The organism is Rhodoplanes sp. P11, from assembly GCF_964266735.1.
GTDB classification, from domain to species: domain Bacteria; phylum Pseudomonadota; class Alphaproteobacteria; order Rhizobiales; family Xanthobacteraceae; genus Rhodoplanes; species Rhodoplanes serenus.
This window is the reverse complement of sequence record NZ_CAXWGY010000001.1, coordinates 736,152-756,667: the sequence shown is the minus strand read 5'-3', so window position 1 is coordinate 756,667 and position 20,516 is coordinate 736,152. Positions and strand designations below refer to the sequence as shown.

The window sequence follows — 20,516 nt, the reverse complement described above, 5'->3', positions numbered from 1 at the left end:
GCTCCATCGCTCTCTGTGCTCCGAGCCATGATCGCGATCACATATGATTATGGTAGTGCGCCGCACGCTTGTCGCGCCTCAATTGTCGTCGCGCATTGCCCAATGTTCGGTCGCGATGCGCGGAATTTCGTCACTGAACAAATCACGCTGAATGTCGTCACTGCAAAAGCCATACTGTTTCCGGGTGATCTGTTCGCCGTCGTTCCGGGGCGCGGCGAAGCCGCGAACCCGGAACCCAGCGGAACACGTCATCCCGCGGCAAACTTCGAACTCTCGGCTGGATTCCGGACAGCCGCTTCGCGGCTTCCGGAATGACCGCCGAATGGATCAGCCGGATTTCGTATCACAGGGTCTGGCCTCCATTGATGTGGATCTCCTCGCCGGTCACGTAGCTGGCGGCGTCGGAGCAGAGGAAGTAGAGCACCTTGGCGACCTCCATGGGGGAGCCGACCCGCCGCATCGGGATGAGGGGCGCCAGCCGCTGCTCGGTCTCCGGCGACAGGATGTCGGTCTTGATCTCGCCGGGCGCGATGGCGTTAACGCGAATGCCGTGCGGGGCGAAGTCGTGCGCCATCTCGCGGGTCAGGCAGGCGAGCGCCGCCTTGGAGGTGGCGTAGGCGGTTCCGGCGAAGGGATGCACCCGCATGCCGACGATCGAGGTGACGTTGACCACCGTCCCCTGCCCGGCCTTCAGCTCCTCGAACAGCCCGCGCGCCAGCAGCACCGGCGCCAGGAAGTTGACGTGGAACACCTCCATCCAGGTGGTGACCGGGGTGGTGAGCGACGACAGCCGGCTGCCGTCCGGCGACTTCGGCGAGATGCCGGCATTGTTGATCAGCGCATGCAGTGGCCGGCCGCCGAGACGCGACTTGATGTCGTGGATCGCGAAGGCGAGCGCCCGGTGGTCGTTGAGATCGACCTGGACGTGATCGTCCGGTCCCGCCTCCCACGGGCAGCGATCTCGATTGAAGGGCTGCCGCGAGCAGGTGATGATTCGCCATCCGGCCTCGGCGAACAGCCGCACCGTGGCGTGGCCGATGCCGCGCGAGGCGCCGGTCAGCACCATGGTCTTGCGGGCCTCCGCCATCGCCGTCACGGCAGGGCTGCCGATCGTCGTCGGGATGGCGGCGGCGTGCCCGGGGAGAGCGGCAGCGTCGGCGTGATGGAAGGGGCAACGGGCGGCGTCGGCCGCGCGCGCCACCTCTTCGGCGGCCGCCGGCGTGGTCAAGGCGGGCGCTGCGCCGATTGCCGGGTTCTCGGTGGTCTCGTCCATGGCTGGTGCCCCGCCTGCGCGTCTCGGCTCGGCCGGCGGCCCGCGTCCGGCCGTCGCGTCACGGCCGGCAGCCGGCGGCAGCGCCGCCGAGCCTTGCCCGAAACGGTAGCAAGAAACCTGCCGCACCTCCCCTCGGGCGAGCGCGAATAGGCAGACCTGCGGCCTAGCGCCGAATGCCGCACCACCCCGGGGCGTCGCTTCACCGGATTGCGACTTTAACGTTTAGCATCCTCATGTACAATTTTTACGAGCATCAGGGGTGCCTCTCGCCGCCCCGGACGCCGCCAGCCAGGGGGAGGACCGGCCTTGAATTCCGCGCCCGATCGCAGCGGACGCTTCGCGTTCCTGCGCCAGCTCGTCGCCGACGGCATCCCGTACATCTTCGGCAATCCCGGCAGCTCGGAGGAGAACCTGCTCGACGCGCTGCGGCACGAGGAGTTCGCCGCCCTGCGCTACGTCCTCGCCCTGCACGAGGGGCCGGCAGTGGCGATCGCGGATGCCTATGGGCGCGCCGCCCCGGCGGTGCAGCGCCCCGGCGACCCGCGGCCATGGCGGCGGCCAGCGCTGGTGCAGCTCCATTCCTATGCGGGCCTCGCGAACGGCCTCGGCATGATGTACTACGCGCGCCGCGGCTACACCCCGATGGTGGTGTTCGCCGGCGAGGCGGGGCTGCGCTACGAGGCGCTCGACGGCCAGATGGCTGCCGACCTGCCGGCCATCGCCCGCCCCTTCGTCAAGTCCGACCACAACGGCCCCTGCGCCTGGCGGGTGGTCGATCCCGGCTCGCTGCTGCGCCTCACCCGCCGCGCCATCAAGACGGCGGCGACGCCGCCGATGGGGCCGGTGTTCCTCACCCTGCCGATGGACGTGCTCGACCAGCCCTGCCCGGAGGCGGTCGAGCCGACCCGCCTGGTCGAGACCCGCGTCTCTCCGGACGACGCCACCATCGCGGCGGCGGCCGCCCTGCTGCGCAGCGGCGAGCGACCGCTGATCCTGATGGGCGACGGCATCGCGGCCGCCGACGCGCAGCACGAGCTCGTCGCCGTGGCGGAGCTGCTGGGGGCGGTCGTCTGGGGGGCGAACTGCTCGGAGGTGAACATGCCGGCCTCGCACCCGCTGTTCGGCGGCCTGCTGGGCCACATGTTCGGCAGCGCCAGCCGGCCCGTGACGGCGGCCGCCGATGTGGTGCTGATCGTCGGCACCACGGTGCTGCCCGAGGTGTTTCCCCTCACCGCCGGCGTGTTCGCGCCGGGGGCGCGGCTGGTGCAGATCGATCTCGGCGTGTCCGAGATCGGCAAGAACGAGGGGGTCGAGATCGGCCTGCTGGCCGACCCCAAGCTCGCCCTCGGTCGCCTGGCGACGGTGCTGGCGGCGACCCTGACGGACGCGGAGCGGACCCGCGCACACGCGCGCCGCGCCCGCCAGGCCGCCGCCAAGGCGGCGGCGCGACAGGACGCGCTCGCCGCCGACGCCGCCCGCCGCGATGCCGTGCCGATCCCGGCGTCGCGCCTGATGGCCGACATCGCGGCGCGGCTGCCGGGACTCGGCCGGCCGGTGGCGATCTTCGACGAGGCGCTGACCTGTGGGCCGGAGCTTCTGCGTCACCTGCCGCCGGACGAGCCCGGCGCCTGGTTCCAGACCCGGTGCGGCATGCTCGGCACCGGGCTGCCCGGCACCGTCGGGCTGAAGATCGCCAAGCCCGACCACCTGGTGATCGGCTTCGCCGGCGACGGCGGCGGCATCTCGACCATCCAGGCGCTGGCCACGGCGGCACGCCACCGCATCGGCGCCAAGTTCATCGTGCTGAACAACCGCCGCTACCGCATTCTCGACTACAATCTGCAAGCCTACCGGCAGGAGCGCGGCGAGCCCGCCGACCAGCCCTTCCCCGACTGCTTCGATCTCGCCCCGCAGAACCTGCGCTTCGACCTGCTGGCCGAGGGGCTGGGGGTGCCGGCCGTGCGGGTCGAGCAGCCGGCCGAGATCGGCCCCGCCCTCGACCGGGCGCTCGCCGACGACGCGCCGTTCCTGATCGAGGTGATGGTCGACGGCAGCCTGTGATTCGCCGGCCGTACCTGGATGCGACCGCCGTAGCCCGGATCGAGCGAAGCGAGATCCGGGGGGCATGCGGGGCACCGCCCCGATGATCCGCCGCCGCGGGTGGCGCGTATCGGGCACGTCGACCAGCGGCGGGAGCCCGCGCCGTCGAACCACCTTGCGCGGTCGCGACGCGGAAGGCGACAACACGGGGCTCTCTCAGCCGAACCGCGAGGCCCCGTGATCCGACGCGCGTCCCTTTTCGATCTCGTCCTCGGCGTCGCCGCCGGCGTCGCGATCGTCGTCGCCCTGTGGCAGCTCCTCGCCACCACGGCGGGGCTCGAGATCACCCGCACCCAGGTGGGGCCAACCCCGGTGACGGTCTATCGCGCCGCCGGCGCGCCGCCCGCCCCGGTGGTGGTGATCGCCCACGGCTTCGCCGGCTCGCAGCAGCTCATGCAGCCGTTCGCGGTGACGCTGGCCCGCAACGGCTACGTGGCGGTGACGTTCGACTTCCTAGGCCACGGCCGCAACGGCGAGCGGCTCGGCGGCGACATCACCCGGGTCGCCGGCACCACCACGTTCCTGGTCGACGAGGTGGCGCGCGTCACCGCCTTCGCCAAGGCCCTGCCGGGCGGCGACGGCCGCCTCGCGGTGCTCGGCCACTCGATGGCGTCCGACATCGTGGTGCGCTACGCCCAGTCCGATCCCGCCGTCGCCGCCACCGTGGCGATCTCGATGTTCTCGCCCGCCGTGACGGCGCAGACGCCGCGCAACCTCCTCGTCGTGGTCGGCGACTTCGAGCGCCGGCTGAAGCAGGAGGCGCTGCGCGCCGTCGGTCTCGCGGTTGGCGGCCCGGTCGAGCCGGGCATCACCTACGGATCGTTCGCCGACGGCAGCGCGCGGCGCGCCGCCTTCTCGCCCCATGTGGAGCACATCGCGGTGCTCTACAGCGACGCATCGAGCCGCGAGGCGCTCGCTTGGCTCGACACCGTGTTCGGCCGCCGCGGCTCCGGCTATGTGGACGATCGCGGCGCCTTCATCGGTCTGCTGATCCTCGGCCTGGTGCTGCTGGCGAAGCCGCTCGCCCGGCTGCTGCCGCGGGTGAGCGACCCGCCGCGCGGCGCCGGGCTGCCGTGGCGGACGCTGTGGCCGGTCGCGGTCGCGCCCGCGGTGCTGACGCCGCTCCTCTTGTGGAAGGTGCCGACCGACTTTCTGCCGGTGCTGGTCGGCGACTATCTGGCGATGCATTTCGGCCTCTACGGCCTGCTCACCGCGCTCGGCCTCGTGCTGGCGCGGCGATGGAGCCCGGCGGCCGGCGACGTCTCGGCGCCGGCGAGACCGGCGGGCCGCGTCCGGATCGCGGCCTTGGTGGTCGCCGCCGCCGCGGTCGCGCTCTACAGCATCGCGGCGCTCGGCGGCGCCATCGACAGCTTCGTCACCTCCTTCGTGCCGGTGACGCCGCGGCTGCCGCTGGTGCTGGCGCTCTTGGCCGGCACCCTGCCGTGGTTCCTGGCCGACGAGTGGGCGACGCGTGGCGAGGGCGCCGGGCGCGGCGCCTATGCGGCCACCAAGCTCCTGTTCCTCGTGTCGCTCGCCGTGGCGGTGGCGCTCAACCTGGCGAAGCTGTTCTTCCTGATCCTGATCGTGCCGGTAATCCTGGCCTTCTTCGTCGTCTACGGCCTGTTCAGCCGCTGGGCCTACCGGCGCACCGGCCATCCGTTCGTCGGCGGCCTCGCCAACGCGCTCGCCTTCGCCTGGGCGATTGCGGTGACGTTCCCGATGCTGACGCGGTGAGCCGGCCGCTCCCGGCATGAAAACGGGCGGCCCCGATCGGAGCCGCCCGTCGAAGACGAAGCGAGAAGGAAACCGAAACGAGAAGGGCCGCGGCGGCGCCGCTCAGGCGAACGCCTTGGCGCGGGCCCTCAGCGCGTCGAGATCCGGCTCCTTGGGGTTGCGCGGCTCGCCCGGGTGGATGATGCCCACCGGACAGCTCTCCGCCGCCTCGACGAGCTGGCGGAACGTGCCCGCCGCGACATCGGCCACGAACGCCTGCTGGTTGCCGTCGTAATGGAACATGCGGGCGTTGACCTGGAGGCAGGCGTTGCAGCTCGTGCAGCGCGGCGTCTCGATCCAGGGATCGGGGCTCGGCGCGGCTTCCGGCTCGGCCGCCTTGGCCTTGGTGGCGGGCTTGCTTTTGGGCGCCGCCTCGGGCTCGGCCTTCGCGGCGGCGGCGGGCGCCGCCGGCTCCGGCATGCGGCCTTCGGCGACCGCCTGGGCGGCGGCCTGCTCGGCCGCCTCGCGCTCGGCCGCCTCGCGGGCCGCCTGCTCGGCGCGCGAGCGCCGCTCGGCCCACGAGTTGTGGATGTCGCCGAGTTCCTGGAGCCGGTGCCACGCCTCGCGGCAACGGCGGGTGGCGGCCATCACCTGCTCGCTGACGATCGCCCGGTACAGCCGGTTCTCGGCGTCCACCACGGTGACATAGGGCACCGCACCGGGACCGGCCGGCGGCTGGCGCAGCCACACATCGACCGGCACCATGGTGTCGGACCAGTGGGCGCTCGGCACCAGGGCGAACTGCCCGGCATGGCGCGGATCGCCGACCACGAGATCGGCCGCCGTGAAGGCGAGATCGCCGACGACGCGCTGCTGCTCGGCGTTCTCGTAGACGAAGCGATGCACGCTCCAGTCCGCCTCCGGCTGCGGATTGTCGGCGACATCCCACCGCTCGGCCAGCACAGGCCCGCCCGACGGGTCGTAGGTGAAGGACGGGAAGACGCGCGCCTCCACGGCGGCGGCGGCGCGCAGATAAGCGGGCACGCCGGGCGTGCCGGTGCCGGCCCCGGTGTAGACCGAGAACAGCGCCGGACCCGCATAGGCGAGGCCGCGGCCGATGCGGCCGCCACAGCGTGCGAGCGAGGCGGCCGACGCCTGCATGACGAAGATGTCGTCGATCGAGGTCGCCATGGTGGCGAGACGGGTGCCGGCGAGCGTCGGCCCGCCGGGGCCGGGCGCCGGATCACCGAGCGCGTCGTGGGTCGGCACCACCACCTTGACCGGCAGGCCGGCGGCGAGCAGCTCCAGCACCTCGGCCCGGACCGCCGCGCCGGCGTCCTCGACGCAGACCAGCATGTCGGGACCGAGGGCGAGATCGGCGGCCCCCAGCGAGGTCTCCGAGAACGCCTCGAAGAACGGGTCGTGCTCCGGCTCGTCGTAGCGCCCCTCGATCTCCAGCTCGGCGATGGCGAGCGCCTTGACCAGAGCGGCCAGCGCCGGCCGCTGCCGCCGCCAGGCGGCGAGCGCCGAGGCGCAGTCGTCGAACACCAGCTCGGCCAGCGCCCGCTCCTCGGCGGCGCGGTCGCGGGCGCGCAGGGCAGTCAGCAGCGGCTGCGCCTCCAGCACCGCCAGGGCCGCCTCGATGCGACGGCGGCGGCGCTTCGACACCGGACCGCCCGACACCGTGCCGAGCAGCTCCGACATGGTGCCGAAGTCGAACAGGGTGGACAGGCCGGGACCGACCGCGGCGGCGAGCGCATCCGGCGCCCGGCCCGCCTCGGAGCGCGCATGATCGGCGAGCAGCACGTCGGCGAGCTTGAGCACCAGGGTCTCGACCCGCTCGGCGAGGCCGGCGAGCTTGCGCTCCTGCACCAGGCGCCAGATGTGGCCGACGACCCGCTTGGGCGCCGCCGCGTCGCAGTCGACGAGCTCGCCGTCGACCGTGACGGCGGCGCGAACCGCCGCGACGCTCGCCGCGAAGCCGTCGTCCGCCGTGGGCGCCAGCGCCGCCACGGCCGCATCCCACACGGCCGAGAGCCGGCCGCCGTCGGCGGCACGCCGCCGGATCTCCGCCTCCAGCCGCAGCACCTGACGGCGCATCCGCTCACCGGCGGCACCGCGCGGCGCCACCTGCTGGAGCGCCGCGTCGATCAGCCCGCGCAGGGTGCGGATCGCCTCGGCGGGCTCGGCCTCGCTCACCAGCACCAGCGGGTAGTCGTAGCGCAGGGCCGCGAGATCGCGGAATCCCGCGAACAGCGCCGGCCGAACCGGCCCGACCGCCTGCACCGGCACGGCGCCGGCCGGATTGCGGCCGAGCACGTGGAAGGCGAGCTGGGTCTTGACGTCCGCGTCCATGTCGATGTCCCGCCGGGCGGGCCTCCAAAAAACTCAGACGGCGCTCCGCGCGGGCTCGTCCGCGTCGGGCCACACGGTGAACTTGTCGAGCTCGGCTTCGAGCCCGGCCTTGATCATCTCGATCGGCCGCGGCTTGCCGGCCTCGCGGATGTCCTCGTAGCAGGGCACGCTCTCGTCCCGGAACAGGATGCCGACCGGCACCGGGTCGATGCTCGACGCGATCTCGCGGGCCCGATGGATGTCGGACGGATCGTGGCTCTGGCGGTTCTTGTAGATCTTCTGCAAGCCGGCGCTGTAGCCGATGCCGTCGGGATGCTCGAGCAGCAGCGTCTTCTGCGGATCGTGCAGCCAGGGCTCCCACATCTTGGGCAGGAACTCGGGGCAGCGCTGGATGATGCGCAAGAACGAGAAGCCCTGATGATGGAACGCCGCCTTGATGACGGCATGCACCACCTCGGGAATCCAGTCGACCGCCTGGGCCACGAACGACACGTTGGTGACGCCGAGCGTGACGGTGAGCGGGTTCATGGCGTCCAGATAGGAGCCGTGCGGCGTCGTGTTGCTGCGCAGCCCCTTGGGCGAGGTCGGCGACACCTGCTTCTTGGTCAGGCCGTAGACGTGGTTGTCGTGCAGCACCACGGTCATGTTCATGTTGTAGCGGATGGCGTGCAGCCAGTGCGCCGCCCCGATGCTACAGCAGTCGCCATCGCCGGTGTTGACGAAGACGTGCAGGTCCGGGCGCGCCATCTTGACGCCTTCGGCGATCGGCAGCGCACGGCCGTGGATGCCGTGGAAGCCGTAGGTCCGCATGTAGTGCGGGAAGCGGCTGGCGCAGCCGATCCCCGACACGAAGGCGAGCTTCTCGGGCCGCAGATTCTCGTCGCGGCAGAGGCGCTGCACGGCGGCCAGCACGGCGTTGTCGCCGCACCCGCTGCACCAGCGCGGCACGCCGCTCTGATAGTCTTCGAGGCTGTGCGCCTCCTCGACCATCTGCAACAGGCATTCGTGCATCGGCATCGACATGGTGGTCTCCTCAGGCGATCCGCGCGCGAATGACGTCCAGGATGGTGCCGGGCTTGATCGGCTGGCCCTTCACCTCGCCCCAGCAGTCGACGTCGACGAGGTAGCGGCTGCGCAGCATCATGGCGAGGGCCGAGAAGCGGCGATTGTTCTCGTCGATTAGCTTGTCCTCGGGGCGGTCGCACCAATTGGCCTCGACGCAGAGGACGCGGCGGAAGCGCGCCATGATCTCCTTGATGCCGGGCTGCATCGGCTGGAGGAAGTGCAGATGGGTCGACGACACCTTCAGGCCCTCGGCGCGCGCCCGCGTCACCGCCTCCTCGATGGCGCCGCGGGTCGAGCCCCAGCCGACGATCAAGAGATCGCCGTCGGGATCGCCGAACACCGGCGGCGGCTTCAGGGTCTTCTGCAAGGCGGCGAGCTTGAGGCTGCGGGCGCGGATCGCCTCCTCGTTGATGACCGGATCGTAGGCGACGCGGCCGTCGCGATCGTGGGCGAGGCCCGTGATGGTGTGCATGCCGTTCGGCTGGCCCGGCACGATGCGATGGATGAGGCCGGTGTCCTTGTTCCAGTCGTAGGGCTTGGTGCCGAACGGCACGGCGCTCTGGTCGATCGGCGCGGCGAGCCACGCCTCGTCGAACTTCGGCCGCGGGAACGGCTGCTGCGAGGTGGCGAGGTTGGAGTCGGAGAGCACCACCACCACCATGTTGAACGCCTCGGCGATCTTGCGCGCCGTGACGACGGAATAGAAGCAATCCTCGATGGTCGAGGCCGCCATCACCACCTTGGGGGCGTCGCCGTGGCTGCCGTAGATGGCGGTGAGCGCGTCGCCCTGCTCGCCCTTGGTGGGCTGGCCGGTCGACGGCCCGCCACGCTGGACGTTGACGACGACCAGCGGGATCTCGCACATCACGGCGAGGCCGATCGCCTCCTGCTTGAGCGAGTAGCCGGGACCCGACGTGATGGTGACGGCGCACTTGCCTGCATAGGAGGCGCCGATCGCGAAGGTGCAGGCGGCGATCTCGTCCTCGGCCTGGTGCACGATGCCGCCGACGCGCTCGAACACCTCGCTGAGATAGTGCGACGCCGAGGTGGCCGGCGTGATCGGGTACATGGCGCAGATTTCCATGCCCGAGGCGAGCACGCCGAGCGCGATCGCGGTATTGCCGTTGACGACGATCTGCGGCTCCTTGGCGCGGACCGCCGGGATGCGATACTTGAAGTCGAGATTGGCATTCGCCCAGGCGGCGCCGGCTTCGAGCAGCGCCAAGTTGGAGCGCACCACCGCGTCCGACTTCTTGCGGAAGGTCAGCCGCACCTGCTCGCGCGCCAGCTTGAGGTCGAAGCTGAACACGGTGCACAGCACGCCGAGCACGAACATGTTCTTGCCGCGGCGAGGATCGGGCACGATCGGCTTGCACAGCGCCTCGAACGGCACCTCGATGACCTGATAGCCCTGCGCCACCAGGTCTTCATAGGTCTCGCGGTAGGCGGCGGCGATGCGCGGATCGCTGTGGGTGCGCCACATGCATTCGAGCAGGATGGTGCAGCCGGGCTTCAGCTCGCCGGCGCGCACCCGCCCGAGCAGCACCTGCTCGTTGAACGCCACCACGAGATCGACACCGTCGCCGCCGTTGGCGATGCGGTTGGCGCCGAGCCGGATGCGGTTGCCGGAGGCGCCCGCGATGCTGCGGGCCGGCGGCTGGATCTCGGCCGGGATGATCTCGACCGTCCACACGCCGTTGCCCATGCGGGCCGCGATGGCGCCGAGCGACTGGCCGCAGCGCTGCGCCCCCTCGCCGGAATCGCTGATGATCTCGACGACGCATTCGTCGAGGGTGACCACCGCCGGCTTGGCCTTCGGCCGCGGTGCGACCGGCGGCTCGAGCGTCGCGTCGTCGCCGTGAACCGCCGTCAGCGTCTCGTTCATGACCGTCTCGTGTTCTTGGTTCGCCTCCGATCCGCCGGGCGGCGGATCGCGAGCCTCACGCCGTCCGCACGCGGACGAAATTGTGCTCGGCCGGATCGAGGCCGAACAGGGTCGCCTCGGGCGCCGTCGCCGGCCCGTACACCGTCTCGGTGTCGCGCAGCCCGAGATAGCGCTTCATGCCGCGCGCCGCCTTGCGGCCGGCGCCCATGGCCTGGATCACCGTGGCCGCCCCGGTGACGATGTCGCCGCCTGCATAGACGCCGGCCAGCGAGGTGGCGAGGTCGTCGTCGGTGGCGATGTAGCCGCGCTTGTCGAGCTTGATCTTGGAGGTCTGGCCGATGATCGGGTTGGCGTTGGTGCCGATGGCGACGACGACGAGATCGCAGTCGAACTCGTACTCGCTGCCCTTGACGACGACCGGGCGGCGGCGGCCGGACGCATCGGGCTCGCCGAGCTCCATGCGGATGCAGCGCATGCCGCGCACCCCACCCTTGCCGTCGTCGAGGATCTCGACCGGCGCGGTGAGCCAATGGAAGTCGATGCCCTCCTGCTCGGCGTGATGCACCTCCTCGACGCGGGCCGGCGCCTCGGCGCGGCTGCGCCGGTAGATGCAGTGGACCTGCTCGGCGCCGAGGCGGCGGCAGACGCGCATCGCGTCCATCGCCGTGTTGCCGGCACCGATCACGGCGACGCGAGCGCCGATCGGCAACGGCGTGTCGAAGCCGCCGTCCTTCGCCTTCATCATGTTGCAGCGGGTCAAGAGCTCGTTGGCCGACAAGACGCCGTTGAGATTGTCACCCGGAATGCCGAGGAAGCTCGGATAGCCGGCGCCGGTGCCGATGAACACCGCGTGGAAGCCCATCTCCTCGATCATCTGCTCGATGGTGAACAGGCGACCGACCAGCGTGTTGCACTCGAACTTGACGCCGAGCTTCTCGAGATTGGCGATCTCGGCGTCGATCACCGTGTTGGGGAGGCGGAAGTCCGGGATGCCGTAGCGCAGCACGCCACCCGGCACATGGAATGCCTCGTAGACGGTGACGTCGCAGCCGGCCTTCGCCATGTCGGCCGCGCACGCCATGCCGGCCGGGCCGGAGCCGACGATGCCGATGCGGAAGCCGCTCGGCTCGATGTAGGGAATGCTGCTCCAGCCGTTGGCGATCGCAGTGTCGCCGACGAAGCGCTCCAGCCGCCCGATCGCCACCGGGGCGAACTGGTTGCCGACCACGCAGGCGCCCTCGCACTGGTTCTCTTGCGGGCAGACGCGGCCGCACACGGCGGGCAGCAGGTTGGTCTCGGTGATCACCTCATAGGCGCCGCGCAGGTCGCCGGCCGAGAGCTTCATGATGAAGCCCTTGACGTCGACGCCGACCGGGCAGCCGGGCGTGCAGGCGGGCCGCGGGCACTCGATGCAGCGGTCGGCCTCGTGACGCGCCTGCTCGGGCGTGAAGCGCAGCGTCACCTCGTCGAAGTTGCGAATGCGGGCCTGCGGGTCCTGCTCGCCGACCTCTGCGCGCTCGCGCGGAATCGTCCGGATCGTCTTTCTCTTGGCCATCGTTCGATCGCACTCTCTAACCGGCCGCCGCCGAAGCTTCGTCCGTCACTTGCCCGCGGGCTGCGCGGTGCCGAGCCGGCAGCCCTCTTCCCAACGGGCCAGCGCCGCCTTCTCGGTCTCGCTGAAGCGTTTCAGGCGCACCATGAGGTCGTCGAAGTCGACCTGATGAGCGTCGAAGTCGGGACCGTCCACGCAGGCGAACTTGATGCCGGTGCCGATCTTGACGCGGCAGCCGCCGCACATGCCGGTGCCGTCCACCATGATGGGATTGAGGCTGACCACGGTCTTGATGTTGCGCGGGCGCGTCACCTCGGCGCACGCCTTCATCATCACGGGCGGCCCGATGGCCACCACCTCGTCGATCTCGGGATCGGCGTCGAGCGCCTGCCGCAGGCCGGTCGTGACATTGCCCTTCAGGCCCGCCGAGCCGTCGTCGGTGCAGACGATCACCTCGTCGCAGCAGGCGCGGAACTTGTCCTCCCAGAACACCAGATCCTTGCTGCGGAAGCCGACCACCGCCACCACGGTGGCCCCGCTCTCCTTGTAGGCGCGGGCCTGCGGGAAGATCGGCGCGACGCCGAGGCCGCCGCCGACGCAGACGACATGGCGCTGGCCGCCGATATGGCTCGGCTCGCCCATCGGGCCGGTGAGCGCCAGCAGGTGGGTGCCGACGCGGCAGACCTGCTGCATCTCGCGGGTGGTCTTGCCGACCGCCTGGATCACCAGCGTGATGGTGCCCTTCTGGCGATCGAAGTCCGCGATGGTGAGAGGAATCCGCTCGCCATGCTCGTGCAGCATCACGATGACGAACTGGCCGGCGCGCGCCGCCTTCGCCATCTGGGGATGGTGCACCTCGAGCAGATAGGTGACGTCGGAGAAGTCTTCGCGGGCGACGATCTCGAAGCCGCGGTGGTCTGGATGACTCGGCATGGCAGGTCGCTTGCGAGGATCGAGCGAAAACACTCTGCCCGGCGAAGGACCAGGACGACGAGCGCTTTCCTCCGGCGTTATTGTCGGAACGTGTCATGAACGGTCGAGCCCGTCCCGGCATTGACCTTGCTCAAACGATGAGCAGCCCCGCGCCGGCATCGGTCTCGCCCGACCGGCTCGCCGGGCGGCTCCGGGGGCGACCGGAAAGGGAGGCAGCGCCTCTGGGAGAAGGGCTTGTCGCGACCCGGGCTCATCGACCCGATGGCGGCATGAGCATCCGCTTCGGATCAGCAGAGCCGCCATACCAAACACGAATGACGAACTGTCGATTGCACGAACAAGGAATTGATGCATCCCTGGGCGCGCATCGAGGCAGACGGACCCGCCAGGCGGGCAATCCGGTCGCGTTCCGCGATCTCGCGAGCGGTCCTGCGGTGCCCCTTGCGCAGCGGCCCGGCCGGGTCTGCAATGGGGACGGCCGAGGAGACCAGCCGTGCCCTACGACAGCAACGCCGAGCTTCCCGTCGGGGTGCGGATGCACCTGCCGCCCCATGCGCAAGACATCTTCCGGTCGGCGTTCAACCACGCCTTCGCGGCCCATGCGGGCGAGCCCGACCGCGAGGAGGCCGCCTTCCGCATCGCCTGGGCGGCCGTGAAGCGCGGTTACGTCAAGATCGGCGACACCTGGACGGAGCGCGGCGATCTCGGCTGACCCGCGACCGGCCGCCGCACGCGATCGAGGCGAGGCGGACGCCGCTACGGCGGCGCCGCCATGCAGGCGTCAGTGGCTGCGCTCGGCGACGAAGCGGGCGGCCGCCCGCAGCACCTCGCCGTCGGCGCCGAACGGTGCCAGCGCCGCCTCGGCCTCGGCCACCAGATCGGCCAGCGCCCGGCGGGCCCCGTCGATTCCCATGATGCTGACCAGCGTCGCCTTGTGGGCGGCAGCGTCCTTGTTGGTCGCCTTGCCGACGGTCGCCGGGTCGCCCTCGGCATCGAGCAGGTCGTCGGCGACCTGGAACGCCTTGCCGATCGCGGTGCCGTAGCGGTCGAGGGCGGCGCGCGCCGCGCCGTCGGCCTGCGCCAGGATGGCGCCGCCCGCACACGAGAAGCGCAGCAGCGCCCCGGTCTTCATCGCCTCCAGGGTCTCGGTCGCCTGGCGGTCGAGCCGCTGCGGCTCTCCGCCGGCGAATCGCCCTTCGGCGGCGAGATCGATCATCTGGCCGCCCACCATCCCGCCGAGCCCGGAGGCGCGGGCGAGCGCCAGCACCAGCTCGATCCGGACACCGGCGTCCGGATGGGTCTCGGGCCGCGCCAGAAGATCGAAGGCGAGGGTCAGCAGGGCGTCACCCGCCAGGATGGCGGTGGCCTCATCAAACGCCTTGTGGGTGGTCGGCCGGCCGCGCCGCAGATCGTCGTTGTCCATCGCCGGCAGATCGTCGTGGGCCAGCGAGTAGCAGTGGACGAGCTCGACGGCCGCCCCGACCATCAGGGCGCGCTCGCGCGGGGCGCCGAACAGCGCCGCCGATTCGACCGCCAGGAACGGACGGAACCGCTTGCCGCCGCCGAGGCTGGCATAGCGCATCGCATCCAGCAGGCGGGCCGGCCGGGACCGCTCGCCGGCGAGCGGCGCGGCCCCGAGCAGGCCGTCGAGCAGCGCCTCCATGTCGGCCACGACGGTATCGAGCCGTGCCGCGAAGGCCGCGGCATTCAAGGTCCCGCTTCGCATCTCGCCGGCCCCGTTGCCGCCGGTCTGGGCCTTGGTGGTCAGCACGTCGATCCTCCCCGCGAGCCCGGCCGGGCGCGGCCGCTGCGAGGCGGCGCGAGCCGGGCGAAAGCCACTGCCGAACAATCCGATACAGGCTTAATCGCCGACGCCCGCGAGGGCAACCGGGTCGGCCGCCGCGCCACGTCTGTGTCGCATCGACGCCCGCACGCCCTGCCGTCCGCCGTGGCACGCCCGGCCCGCAACCGCCGGCTGCGGACCGGGCGGCCCGCGTTGACTCGCCGGGCACCGCATGCTTTGAACTTTCGACGCTTTGCGACACTCCAATCGAGCGTCACCGTCCGCGCGCGCCGTTCCCGCCGGAGCCGGCCCGCAGCTCGGTTGCTCGCTCCTCGGTTCGTCGCCCTTCGACCCGCGATTCGATCCGCGGCCTCCGTCGCGTCCAGCCAGGGCTACCGCGTCCGCGCCATGATCCCGATGCTCGCCTCCGTGTTTCTCGCCGCGCGCCGACCGATGCGGCCCGGCCGCGTCGCCGTGCCGGCCGCCGACGGATCGGCATCGTGAGCGTCTCGGCGGCCGAGCTGCGATCCGGCAAGGGATCGCACGACGAGAATTTTCCGGTGGCGTCGCGACTGGTCCACCCCCGCCACCGTCCGGCGATTCTCGCCTTCTACGAGTTCGTCCGCGTCGCCGACGACATCGCCGACCATCCGACCCTGCCGGAGGCCGACAAGCTCGCCTTTCTGGACCGGCTGGAGGCCAGCCTGCTCGGCATCGGGTGCAGCGAGCCGCAGGGCGTCGCGCTGAAGATCGTGCTGGCCGAGAACGCGCTCTCGCCGCGCCATGCCCGCGACCTGCTCACCGCCTTCCGGCTCGACGTCACCAAGCGGCGCTATCGCGACTTCGACGACCTGATCGAGTACTGCACCTATTCGGCGATGCCGGTCGGCCGCTACGTCCTCGATGTCCACGGCGAGAGCCAGGCGACCTGGCCGGCCAACGACAGGCTGTGCGCCGCCTTGCAGATTATCAATCACCTCCAGGATTGCGGGAAGGATTTCCGCAACCTCGATCGCGTCTATCTTCCGCTCGACATGCTGGCGGCGCACGGCGCCGCGGTCGAGGATCTCGGGGCCGCACAGGCGAGCCCCGGCTTGCGCGCCTGCCTGTCCGAGCTGGTCACCCGCACCGACGCACTGCTCGGCGAGAGCCGGGGCTTCTCGGCCTCGATCCGCGATCGTCGCCTGGCGCTGGAGGTGGCGGTGATCCAGACTCTGGCCGAGCGTCTCACCGGCCTGCTGCGGACGCGCGATCCGCTGGCGGAGCGCGTTCATCTCGGCAAGCCGCAGATGGCCGCGACCAGCGTCGTCGGCATCGTCAAGGGACTGCTCGGACGTTTCGTTCGGCCGGCGGCACGCTCCGCCGGCCGCTCCTGAACCGCGAACCAGCGACGTCTCCCATGGCCCAGCTCGCCGTTCACACCGAGGATGAGGAACCCGTCGCCGCCCGTCGCGCCGCCGGCAGCTCGTTCTACTTCGCGATGCGCATGCTGCCGCGCGAGCGGCGCGACGCGATGTTCGAGATCTACTCGTTCTGCCGCCGCGTCGACGACATCGCCGACACGCCGGCCCCGCGCGCCGAGCGGCTCGCCGGGCTCGACCGCTGGCGGCGCGAGCTCGACGCCGTCTATGCCGGCCAGGTGGCGCCGGAGCATCGCGGCCTCGCCCGCGCCATCGCCGAGTTCTCGCTCCGCAAGGAGGACTTCATCGCCATCATCGAGGGCATGGAGATGGATGCGGCCGGAGACATCCGCGCCCCCGATCTCGCCACCTTCGATCTCTACTGCGACCGCGTGGCGAGCGCGGTCGGCCGCCTGTCGGTGCGCGCCTTCGGCATGGGCGAGCCGGACGGCGAGCAGCTCGCCCACCATCTCGGCCGCGCCCTCCAGATCACCAACATCCTGCGCGACGTCGACGAGGACGCCGAGAACGGCCGCCTCTATCTGCCGCGCGAGCTGCTCGCCGAGGCCGGCATCGACACCACCGATCCGACCGCGGTGGTCGGCCATCCGGCGCTCGGGCAGGTCGGCGCCGCATTGATCGAGCGCGCCCGCCGCCACTTCGAGGCGGCCGACGAGGTGATGGATCGCCAGCCGCGCTGGATGGTGCGGGCGCCACGCATCATGGGCAAGGTCTACCGCGCGATTCTCGACGACCTCGCGGTGCGCGGCTTCGACCCGCCGCGCGAGCCGGTGCGGGTCAACAAGCTGACCCTCCTGATGGTCGTGCTGCAATACGGGTTCGTCTGATGTCCGCCACCATCCACGTCATCGGGGCCGGCCTCGCCGGCCTCGCCGCGGCGGTGCGCCTGTCGGCGGCCGGGCGTGCCGTCGTGCTGCACGAAGGCACCGCGCATGCCGGCGGGCGCTGCCGCTCCTACGACGACCACGCCACCGGCCTGCGCATCGACAACGGCAACCATCTGCTGCTGTCGGCCAATCATGCGGCGCTCGCCTATGCGGCCGAGATCGGCGCCGCCGACGGCCTCGCCGGCCCGGACGAGGCCGCCTTCACGTTCCACGAGCTGCCGAGCGGCCGGCGCTGGACGCTGCGGATCAACGACGGCCGCATCCCGTGGTGGATCTTCGATCCCGCCCGGCGGGTGCCGGACACCGGATGGCGTGACTATCTCGGCCTCGCCCGCCTGCTGACCACGTCGGAGCGGCCGCTCGGCGAGGTGATCGCCTGCAAGGGGCCGCTCTACGAGCGCCTGGTCGCGCCCCTGATGGTGGCGGCGCTCAACACCGATCCGCCGGACGCCTCCGCGGTGCTGGCCCGCAACCTGGTGCGCGAGACGCTGGCGGTGGGCGGCACGGCGTGCCGTCCGCGGATCGCCCGCGACGGGCTCGGCACCGTGCTGGTCGACCCCGCCGTGGCGCTGCTGCAATCACGCGGCGTGCCGGTGCGGATGAGCCACGAGCTGCGCGCCATCGAGACCGCCGGCGAGCGGGTGACGGCGCTGGACTTCGGCGACGGCGACCGCGTCGCACTCGGCGCCGACGATGCCGTCATCCTCGCGGTGCCGGCGTGGACGGCCGCCGGCCTGCTGCCCGGCCTCACCGTGCCGACGGCGTTCCGGCCGATCCTCAACACCCATTTCCGCGCCGTCGCGCCGGCCGGCCTGCCGCCACTGATCGGCGTCGTCGGCGGCGTCACCGAATGGATCTTCGTGTTCCCGGACCGGGTCTCGGTGACCACCAGCAACGCCGACCGCTACATGAAGGAGCCGCGCGAGACGCTCGCCGCGACAGTATGGCGCGAGGTGTGTGCCGTCACCGGGCTCACCGGCGATCTGCCGCGCTGGCAGATCGTGCGCGAGCGGCGCGCCACCTTCGCGGCGACGCCGGAGCAGAACGCCCGCCGGCCCGGCCCGACCACCACCTTGACCAACCTCCTGCTCGCCGGCGACTGGACCGACACCGGCCTGCCCTCGACCATCGAGGGCGCCATCCGCTCCGGTCAGCGCGCCGCTGCCCTGATCCGTCCGCAATGATGAGATCGAACAGAGCCGTTCGAATCGATCAGCACCCGAGAAAGGACAAATGAGACCCGCAATGCCCTCGCCCGCCGCCACGCCCGGCCCCGGAGCCAACTTCCTCGGCGCCCTCGACGCGCATATCGGCAAGGCGACAGACGCCCTCCTGTCCTATCAGCAGACCGACGGGCACTGGGTCTTCGAGCTGGAGGCGGACGCCACCATCCCGTCCGAATACGTGCTGCTCGTCCACCATCTCGGCGAGGAGCCGAACCTGGAGCTCGAGCGCAAGATCGGCGTTTATCTGCGCCGCATCCAGGGCGATCACGGCGGTTGGCCGCTGTTCAAGGACGGCGAGTTCAACATCAGCGCCAGCGTCAAGGCGTATTTCGCGCTCAAGATGATCGGCGACGATCCGGAGGCGCCGCATATGCGGCGCGCCCGCGAGGCGATCCTGGCGCACGGCGGGGCCTCACACGTCAACGTGTTCACCCGCATCCAGCTCGCTCTCTACGGCCAGGTGTCGTGGCGGGCCGTGCCGGTGATGCCGGCCGAGATCATGCTGCTGCCGCGCTGGTCGCCGTTCACCATCTGGAAGGTCTCCTACTGGGCGCGCACCACCATCGTGCCGCTGCTGGTGCTCCAGACGCTGAAGCCGAAGGCCCGCAACCCGCGCGGCGTGACGATCGACGAGCTGTTCCGCGAGCCGCCCGCGACGGTCGGCCCGCCCGAGAAGGCGCCGCATCAGAGCTGGTCGTGGTTCCTGCTGTTCCGCGGCATCGACGCGGTGCTGCGGGTGATCGACCCACTCGCCCCCAAGGGCCTGCGCCAGCGCGCCATCGACGCCGCAGTCGCCTTCGTGCGCGAGCGGCTGAACGGCGAGGACGGCATCGGCGCCATCTACCCGCCGATGGCCAACACCGTGATGATGTACGACGTGCTCGGCTTCCCGGCTGATTATCCGGAGCGGGCGGTGGCGCGGCGGGCCATCGAGAAGCTGCTGATCGTCAAGGACGACGAAGCCTACTGCCAGCCCTGCGTGTCGCCCGTGTGGGACACGGCGCTGTCGTGCCACGCCCTGATGGAGACCGGCGACGACCGGGCGGTCGAGCGCGCCCGCGCCGGGCTCGACTGGCTGAAGCCGCGCCAGGTGCTGGACCTGAAGGGCGACTGGGCCGAGATCAAGCCGGAGGTGCGGCCCGGCGGCTGGGCGTTCCAGTACGCCAACGCGCATTATCCGGATCTCGACGACACCGCCGTGGTGGTGATGGCGATGGACCGCGTTCGCCAGAAGGGCGGCGAGCACGGCTTCGACGAGGCGATCGACCGCGGCCGCGAGTGGATTCTCGGGCTCCAGAGCAAGAACGGCGGCTGGGCCGCCTTCGACGCCGACAACACGTACTCGTATCTCAACAACATCCCGTTCTCGGACCACGGCGCCCTGCTCGATCCGCCGACCGAGGACGTGGCGGCCCGCTGCATCTCCATGCTGGCGCAGCTCGGCGAGACGCCGCAGTCGAGCCGGCCGATGGCGCACGCCCTCGATTATCTGCGCCGTCTCCAGCTTCCCGATGGAAGCTGGTACGGCCGCTGGGGCATGAACTACATCTACGGCACCTGGTCGGTGCTGTGCGCCCTCAACGCCGCCGGCCTCGGCCGCGACGATCCGGCGGTGCGCAAGGCGGCCGACTGGCTGATCCGCATCCAGAACGTCGACGGCGGCTGGGGCGAGGACGGCTCGAGCTACAAGCTGGAGTATCAGGGCTACGAGCCGGCGCCGAGCACCGCGTCGCAGACCGCCTGGGCGCTCTTGTCGCTGATGGCGGCCGGCGAGGTCGACCATCCGTCGGTGGCGCGCGGCGTCGCCTGGCTGGCGCAGACCCAGAACGCCGAAGGACTGTGGGACGAGGAGCGCTACACCGCCACGGGCTTCCCGCGGGTGTTCTACCTGCGCTACCACGGCTACCGGAAGTTCTTCCCGCTGTGGGCGATGGCGCGTTACCGCAACCTCAAGCGCGCCAACGATCGCCGCGTGGCGTTCGGGATGTAGCCGGGGCGGGCTCGCGGCACACTCCCGGACTCGTCATGGCCGGGCCGGCCGCGACCCGGCCATCTATCCTGGTTCCGTCATGGCCGGGCCGGCGCAGAGCGCCGTGACCCGGCCCTCCATCTTGTGAAGACGATGAATGCGCGGGTCTTCGCCCGCGCATGACGGATGGGCGGATGGATGCGCGGGTCTTCGCCCGCGCCGTGCGTCTTCTTGATTGCGAGTGACCAGTTCGCCGTCCTCCCGGGGCGGCGAAGCCGCGAGCCCGGAATCCAGCGACACACTTCATCCAGCGGCAAACTCGGAGCTCCGGCGGTCATTCCGGACAGCCGCGTC

General features: G+C 71.1%; 15 protein-coding genes. 8 read left to right on the top strand and 7 right to left on the bottom strand.

What is annotated here, in order from left to right; genetic code table 11:
• Window positions 1-27: 27 nt before the first annotated feature.
• Window positions 28-315, top strand: coding sequence for a hypothetical protein (locus ACFQUV_RS03380; protein ID WP_129607793.1), 288 nt, complete (start codon window positions 28-30; stop codon window positions 313-315).
• Window positions 316-343: 28 nt separating this feature from the next.
• Here ACFQUV_RS03380 and ACFQUV_RS03375 read toward each other — a convergent pair whose 3' ends face one another.
• Window positions 344-1,273 carry an SDR family NAD(P)-dependent oxidoreductase gene (locus ACFQUV_RS03375; RefSeq protein WP_129607792.1) on the bottom strand — a complete coding sequence of 310 codons (930 nt, stop codon included), beginning with the start codon at window positions 1,271-1,273 and terminating at the stop codon, window positions 344-346.
• Between the two features lie 306 nt (window positions 1,274-1,579).
• Between ACFQUV_RS03375 and ACFQUV_RS03370 the strand changes: the two genes are divergently transcribed.
• Together ACFQUV_RS03370 and ACFQUV_RS03365 are read left to right on the top strand one after the other, a co-directional pair.
• On the top strand, window positions 1,580-3,334 hold the full coding sequence (locus ACFQUV_RS03370) for a thiamine pyrophosphate-binding protein (RefSeq protein ID WP_129607791.1): 1,755 nt from the start codon (window positions 1,580-1,582) through the stop codon (window positions 3,332-3,334).
• 216 nt (window positions 3,335-3,550) lie between these two features.
• Window positions 3,551-5,107 (top strand): alpha/beta hydrolase, encoded by a 1,557-nt coding sequence (locus ACFQUV_RS03365; RefSeq protein WP_129607790.1) that lies wholly within the window; start codon window positions 3,551-3,553, stop codon window positions 5,105-5,107.
• A 102-nt stretch (window positions 5,108-5,209) separates the two neighbouring features.
• Here the strand turns inward: ACFQUV_RS03365 and ACFQUV_RS03360 are convergent, their stop codons facing one another.
• From ACFQUV_RS03360 to ACFQUV_RS03340, 5 genes are read right to left on the bottom strand one after another with little or no spacing between them, the layout of a single operon-like run.
• Window positions 5,210-7,441: a ferredoxin gene (locus ACFQUV_RS03360; RefSeq protein ID WP_129607789.1), complete on the bottom strand. Its 2,232-nt coding sequence runs from the start codon at window positions 7,439-7,441 to the stop codon at window positions 5,210-5,212.
• 33 nt (window positions 7,442-7,474) lie between these two features.
• Window positions 7,475-8,464 (bottom strand): thiamine pyrophosphate-dependent enzyme, encoded by a 990-nt coding sequence (locus ACFQUV_RS03355; RefSeq protein ID WP_129607788.1) that lies wholly within the window; start codon window positions 8,462-8,464, stop codon window positions 7,475-7,477.
• Window positions 8,465-8,474: 10 nt separating this feature from the next.
• Complete coding sequence (locus ACFQUV_RS03350; protein WP_129607787.1) at window positions 8,475-10,391, bottom strand: 2-oxoacid:acceptor oxidoreductase subunit alpha; 1,917 nt, start codon at window positions 10,389-10,391, stop codon at window positions 8,475-8,477.
• A gap of 55 nt (window positions 10,392-10,446) precedes the next feature.
• Complete coding sequence (gltA, locus tag ACFQUV_RS03345; protein WP_207211368.1) at window positions 10,447-11,946, bottom strand: NADPH-dependent glutamate synthase; 1,500 nt, start codon at window positions 11,944-11,946, stop codon at window positions 10,447-10,449.
• Between the two features lie 45 nt (window positions 11,947-11,991).
• Window positions 11,992-12,876, bottom strand: coding sequence for a sulfide/dihydroorotate dehydrogenase-like FAD/NAD-binding protein (locus ACFQUV_RS03340; RefSeq protein WP_129607786.1), 885 nt, complete (start codon window positions 12,874-12,876; stop codon window positions 11,992-11,994).
• A 493-nt stretch (window positions 12,877-13,369) separates the two neighbouring features.
• Here ACFQUV_RS03340 and ACFQUV_RS03335 point away from each other — a divergent pair, with 493 nt between their 5' ends.
• Window positions 13,370-13,588 (top strand): ChaB family protein, encoded by a 219-nt coding sequence (locus ACFQUV_RS03335; protein WP_111387785.1) that lies wholly within the window; start codon window positions 13,370-13,372, stop codon window positions 13,586-13,588.
• A 69-nt stretch (window positions 13,589-13,657) separates the two neighbouring features.
• On the opposite strand, the gene ACFQUV_RS03330 is transcribed toward ACFQUV_RS03335, so the two are convergent.
• A complete protein-coding gene (locus tag ACFQUV_RS03330) occupies window positions 13,658-14,602 on the bottom strand; it encodes a polyprenyl synthetase family protein (protein ID WP_129607828.1) in 945 nt (314 codons plus the stop codon).
• Between the two features lie 557 nt (window positions 14,603-15,159).
• Between ACFQUV_RS03330 and hpnC the strand changes: the two genes are divergently transcribed.
• From hpnC to shc, 4 genes are all read left to right on the top strand, one after another.
• Window positions 15,160-16,035 (top strand): squalene synthase HpnC, encoded by an 876-nt coding sequence (hpnC, locus tag ACFQUV_RS03325; RefSeq protein WP_371851666.1) that lies wholly within the window; start codon window positions 15,160-15,162, stop codon window positions 16,033-16,035.
• A gap of 23 nt (window positions 16,036-16,058) precedes the next feature.
• Window positions 16,059-16,907, top strand: a complete 849-nt coding sequence (gene hpnD, locus ACFQUV_RS03320; protein WP_129607785.1) for a presqualene diphosphate synthase HpnD — start codon at window positions 16,059-16,061, stop codon at window positions 16,905-16,907.
• Window positions 16,907-18,151 (top strand): hydroxysqualene dehydroxylase HpnE, encoded by a 1,245-nt coding sequence (gene hpnE, locus ACFQUV_RS03315; RefSeq protein ID WP_129607784.1) that lies wholly within the window; start codon window positions 16,907-16,909, stop codon window positions 18,149-18,151. Before hpnD ends, hpnE begins: the two co-directional genes overlap by 1 nt.
• Window positions 18,152-18,212: 61 nt before the next feature.
• A complete protein-coding gene (gene shc / locus ACFQUV_RS03310) occupies window positions 18,213-20,183 on the top strand; it encodes a squalene--hopene cyclase (RefSeq protein ID WP_129607783.1) in 1,971 nt (656 codons plus the stop codon).
• The last annotated feature ends 333 nt before the right edge of the window (window positions 20,184-20,516 follow it).

Bases quoted from the DNA above. Each gene is read 5' to 3' on its own strand.
- ACFQUV_RS03380 (WP_129607793.1), top strand. From the start codon at position 28: ATGATCGCGATCACATATGATTATGGTAGTGCGCCGCACGCTTGTCGC.
- ACFQUV_RS03375 (WP_129607792.1), bottom strand. From the start codon at position 1,273: ATGGACGAGACCACCGAGAACCCGGCAATCGGCGCAGCGCCCGCCTTG.
- ACFQUV_RS03360 (WP_129607789.1), bottom strand. From the start codon at position 7,441: ATGGACGCGGACGTCAAGACCCAGCTCGCCTTCCACGTGCTCGGCCGC.
- ACFQUV_RS03355 (WP_129607788.1), bottom strand. From the start codon at position 8,464: ATGTCGATGCCGATGCACGAATGCCTGTTGCAGATGGTCGAGGAGGCG.
- ACFQUV_RS03350 (WP_129607787.1), bottom strand. From the start codon at position 10,391: ATGAACGAGACGCTGACGGCGGTTCACGGCGACGACGCGACGCTCGAG.
- gltA (WP_207211368.1), bottom strand. From the start codon at position 11,946: ATGGCCAAGAGAAAGACGATCCGGACGATTCCGCGCGAGCGCGCAGAG.
- ACFQUV_RS03340 (WP_129607786.1), bottom strand. From the start codon at position 12,876: ATGCCGAGTCATCCAGACCACCGCGGCTTCGAGATCGTCGCCCGCGAA.
- ACFQUV_RS03330 (WP_129607828.1), bottom strand. From the start codon at position 14,602: ATGCGAAGCGGGACCTTGAATGCCGCGGCCTTCGCGGCACGGCTCGAT.
- hpnD (WP_129607785.1), top strand. From the start codon at position 16,059: ATGGCCCAGCTCGCCGTTCACACCGAGGATGAGGAACCCGTCGCCGCC.
- hpnE (WP_129607784.1), top strand. From the start codon at position 16,907: ATGTCCGCCACCATCCACGTCATCGGGGCCGGCCTCGCCGGCCTCGCC.
- shc (WP_129607783.1), top strand. From the start codon at position 18,213: ATGCCCTCGCCCGCCGCCACGCCCGGCCCCGGAGCCAACTTCCTCGGC.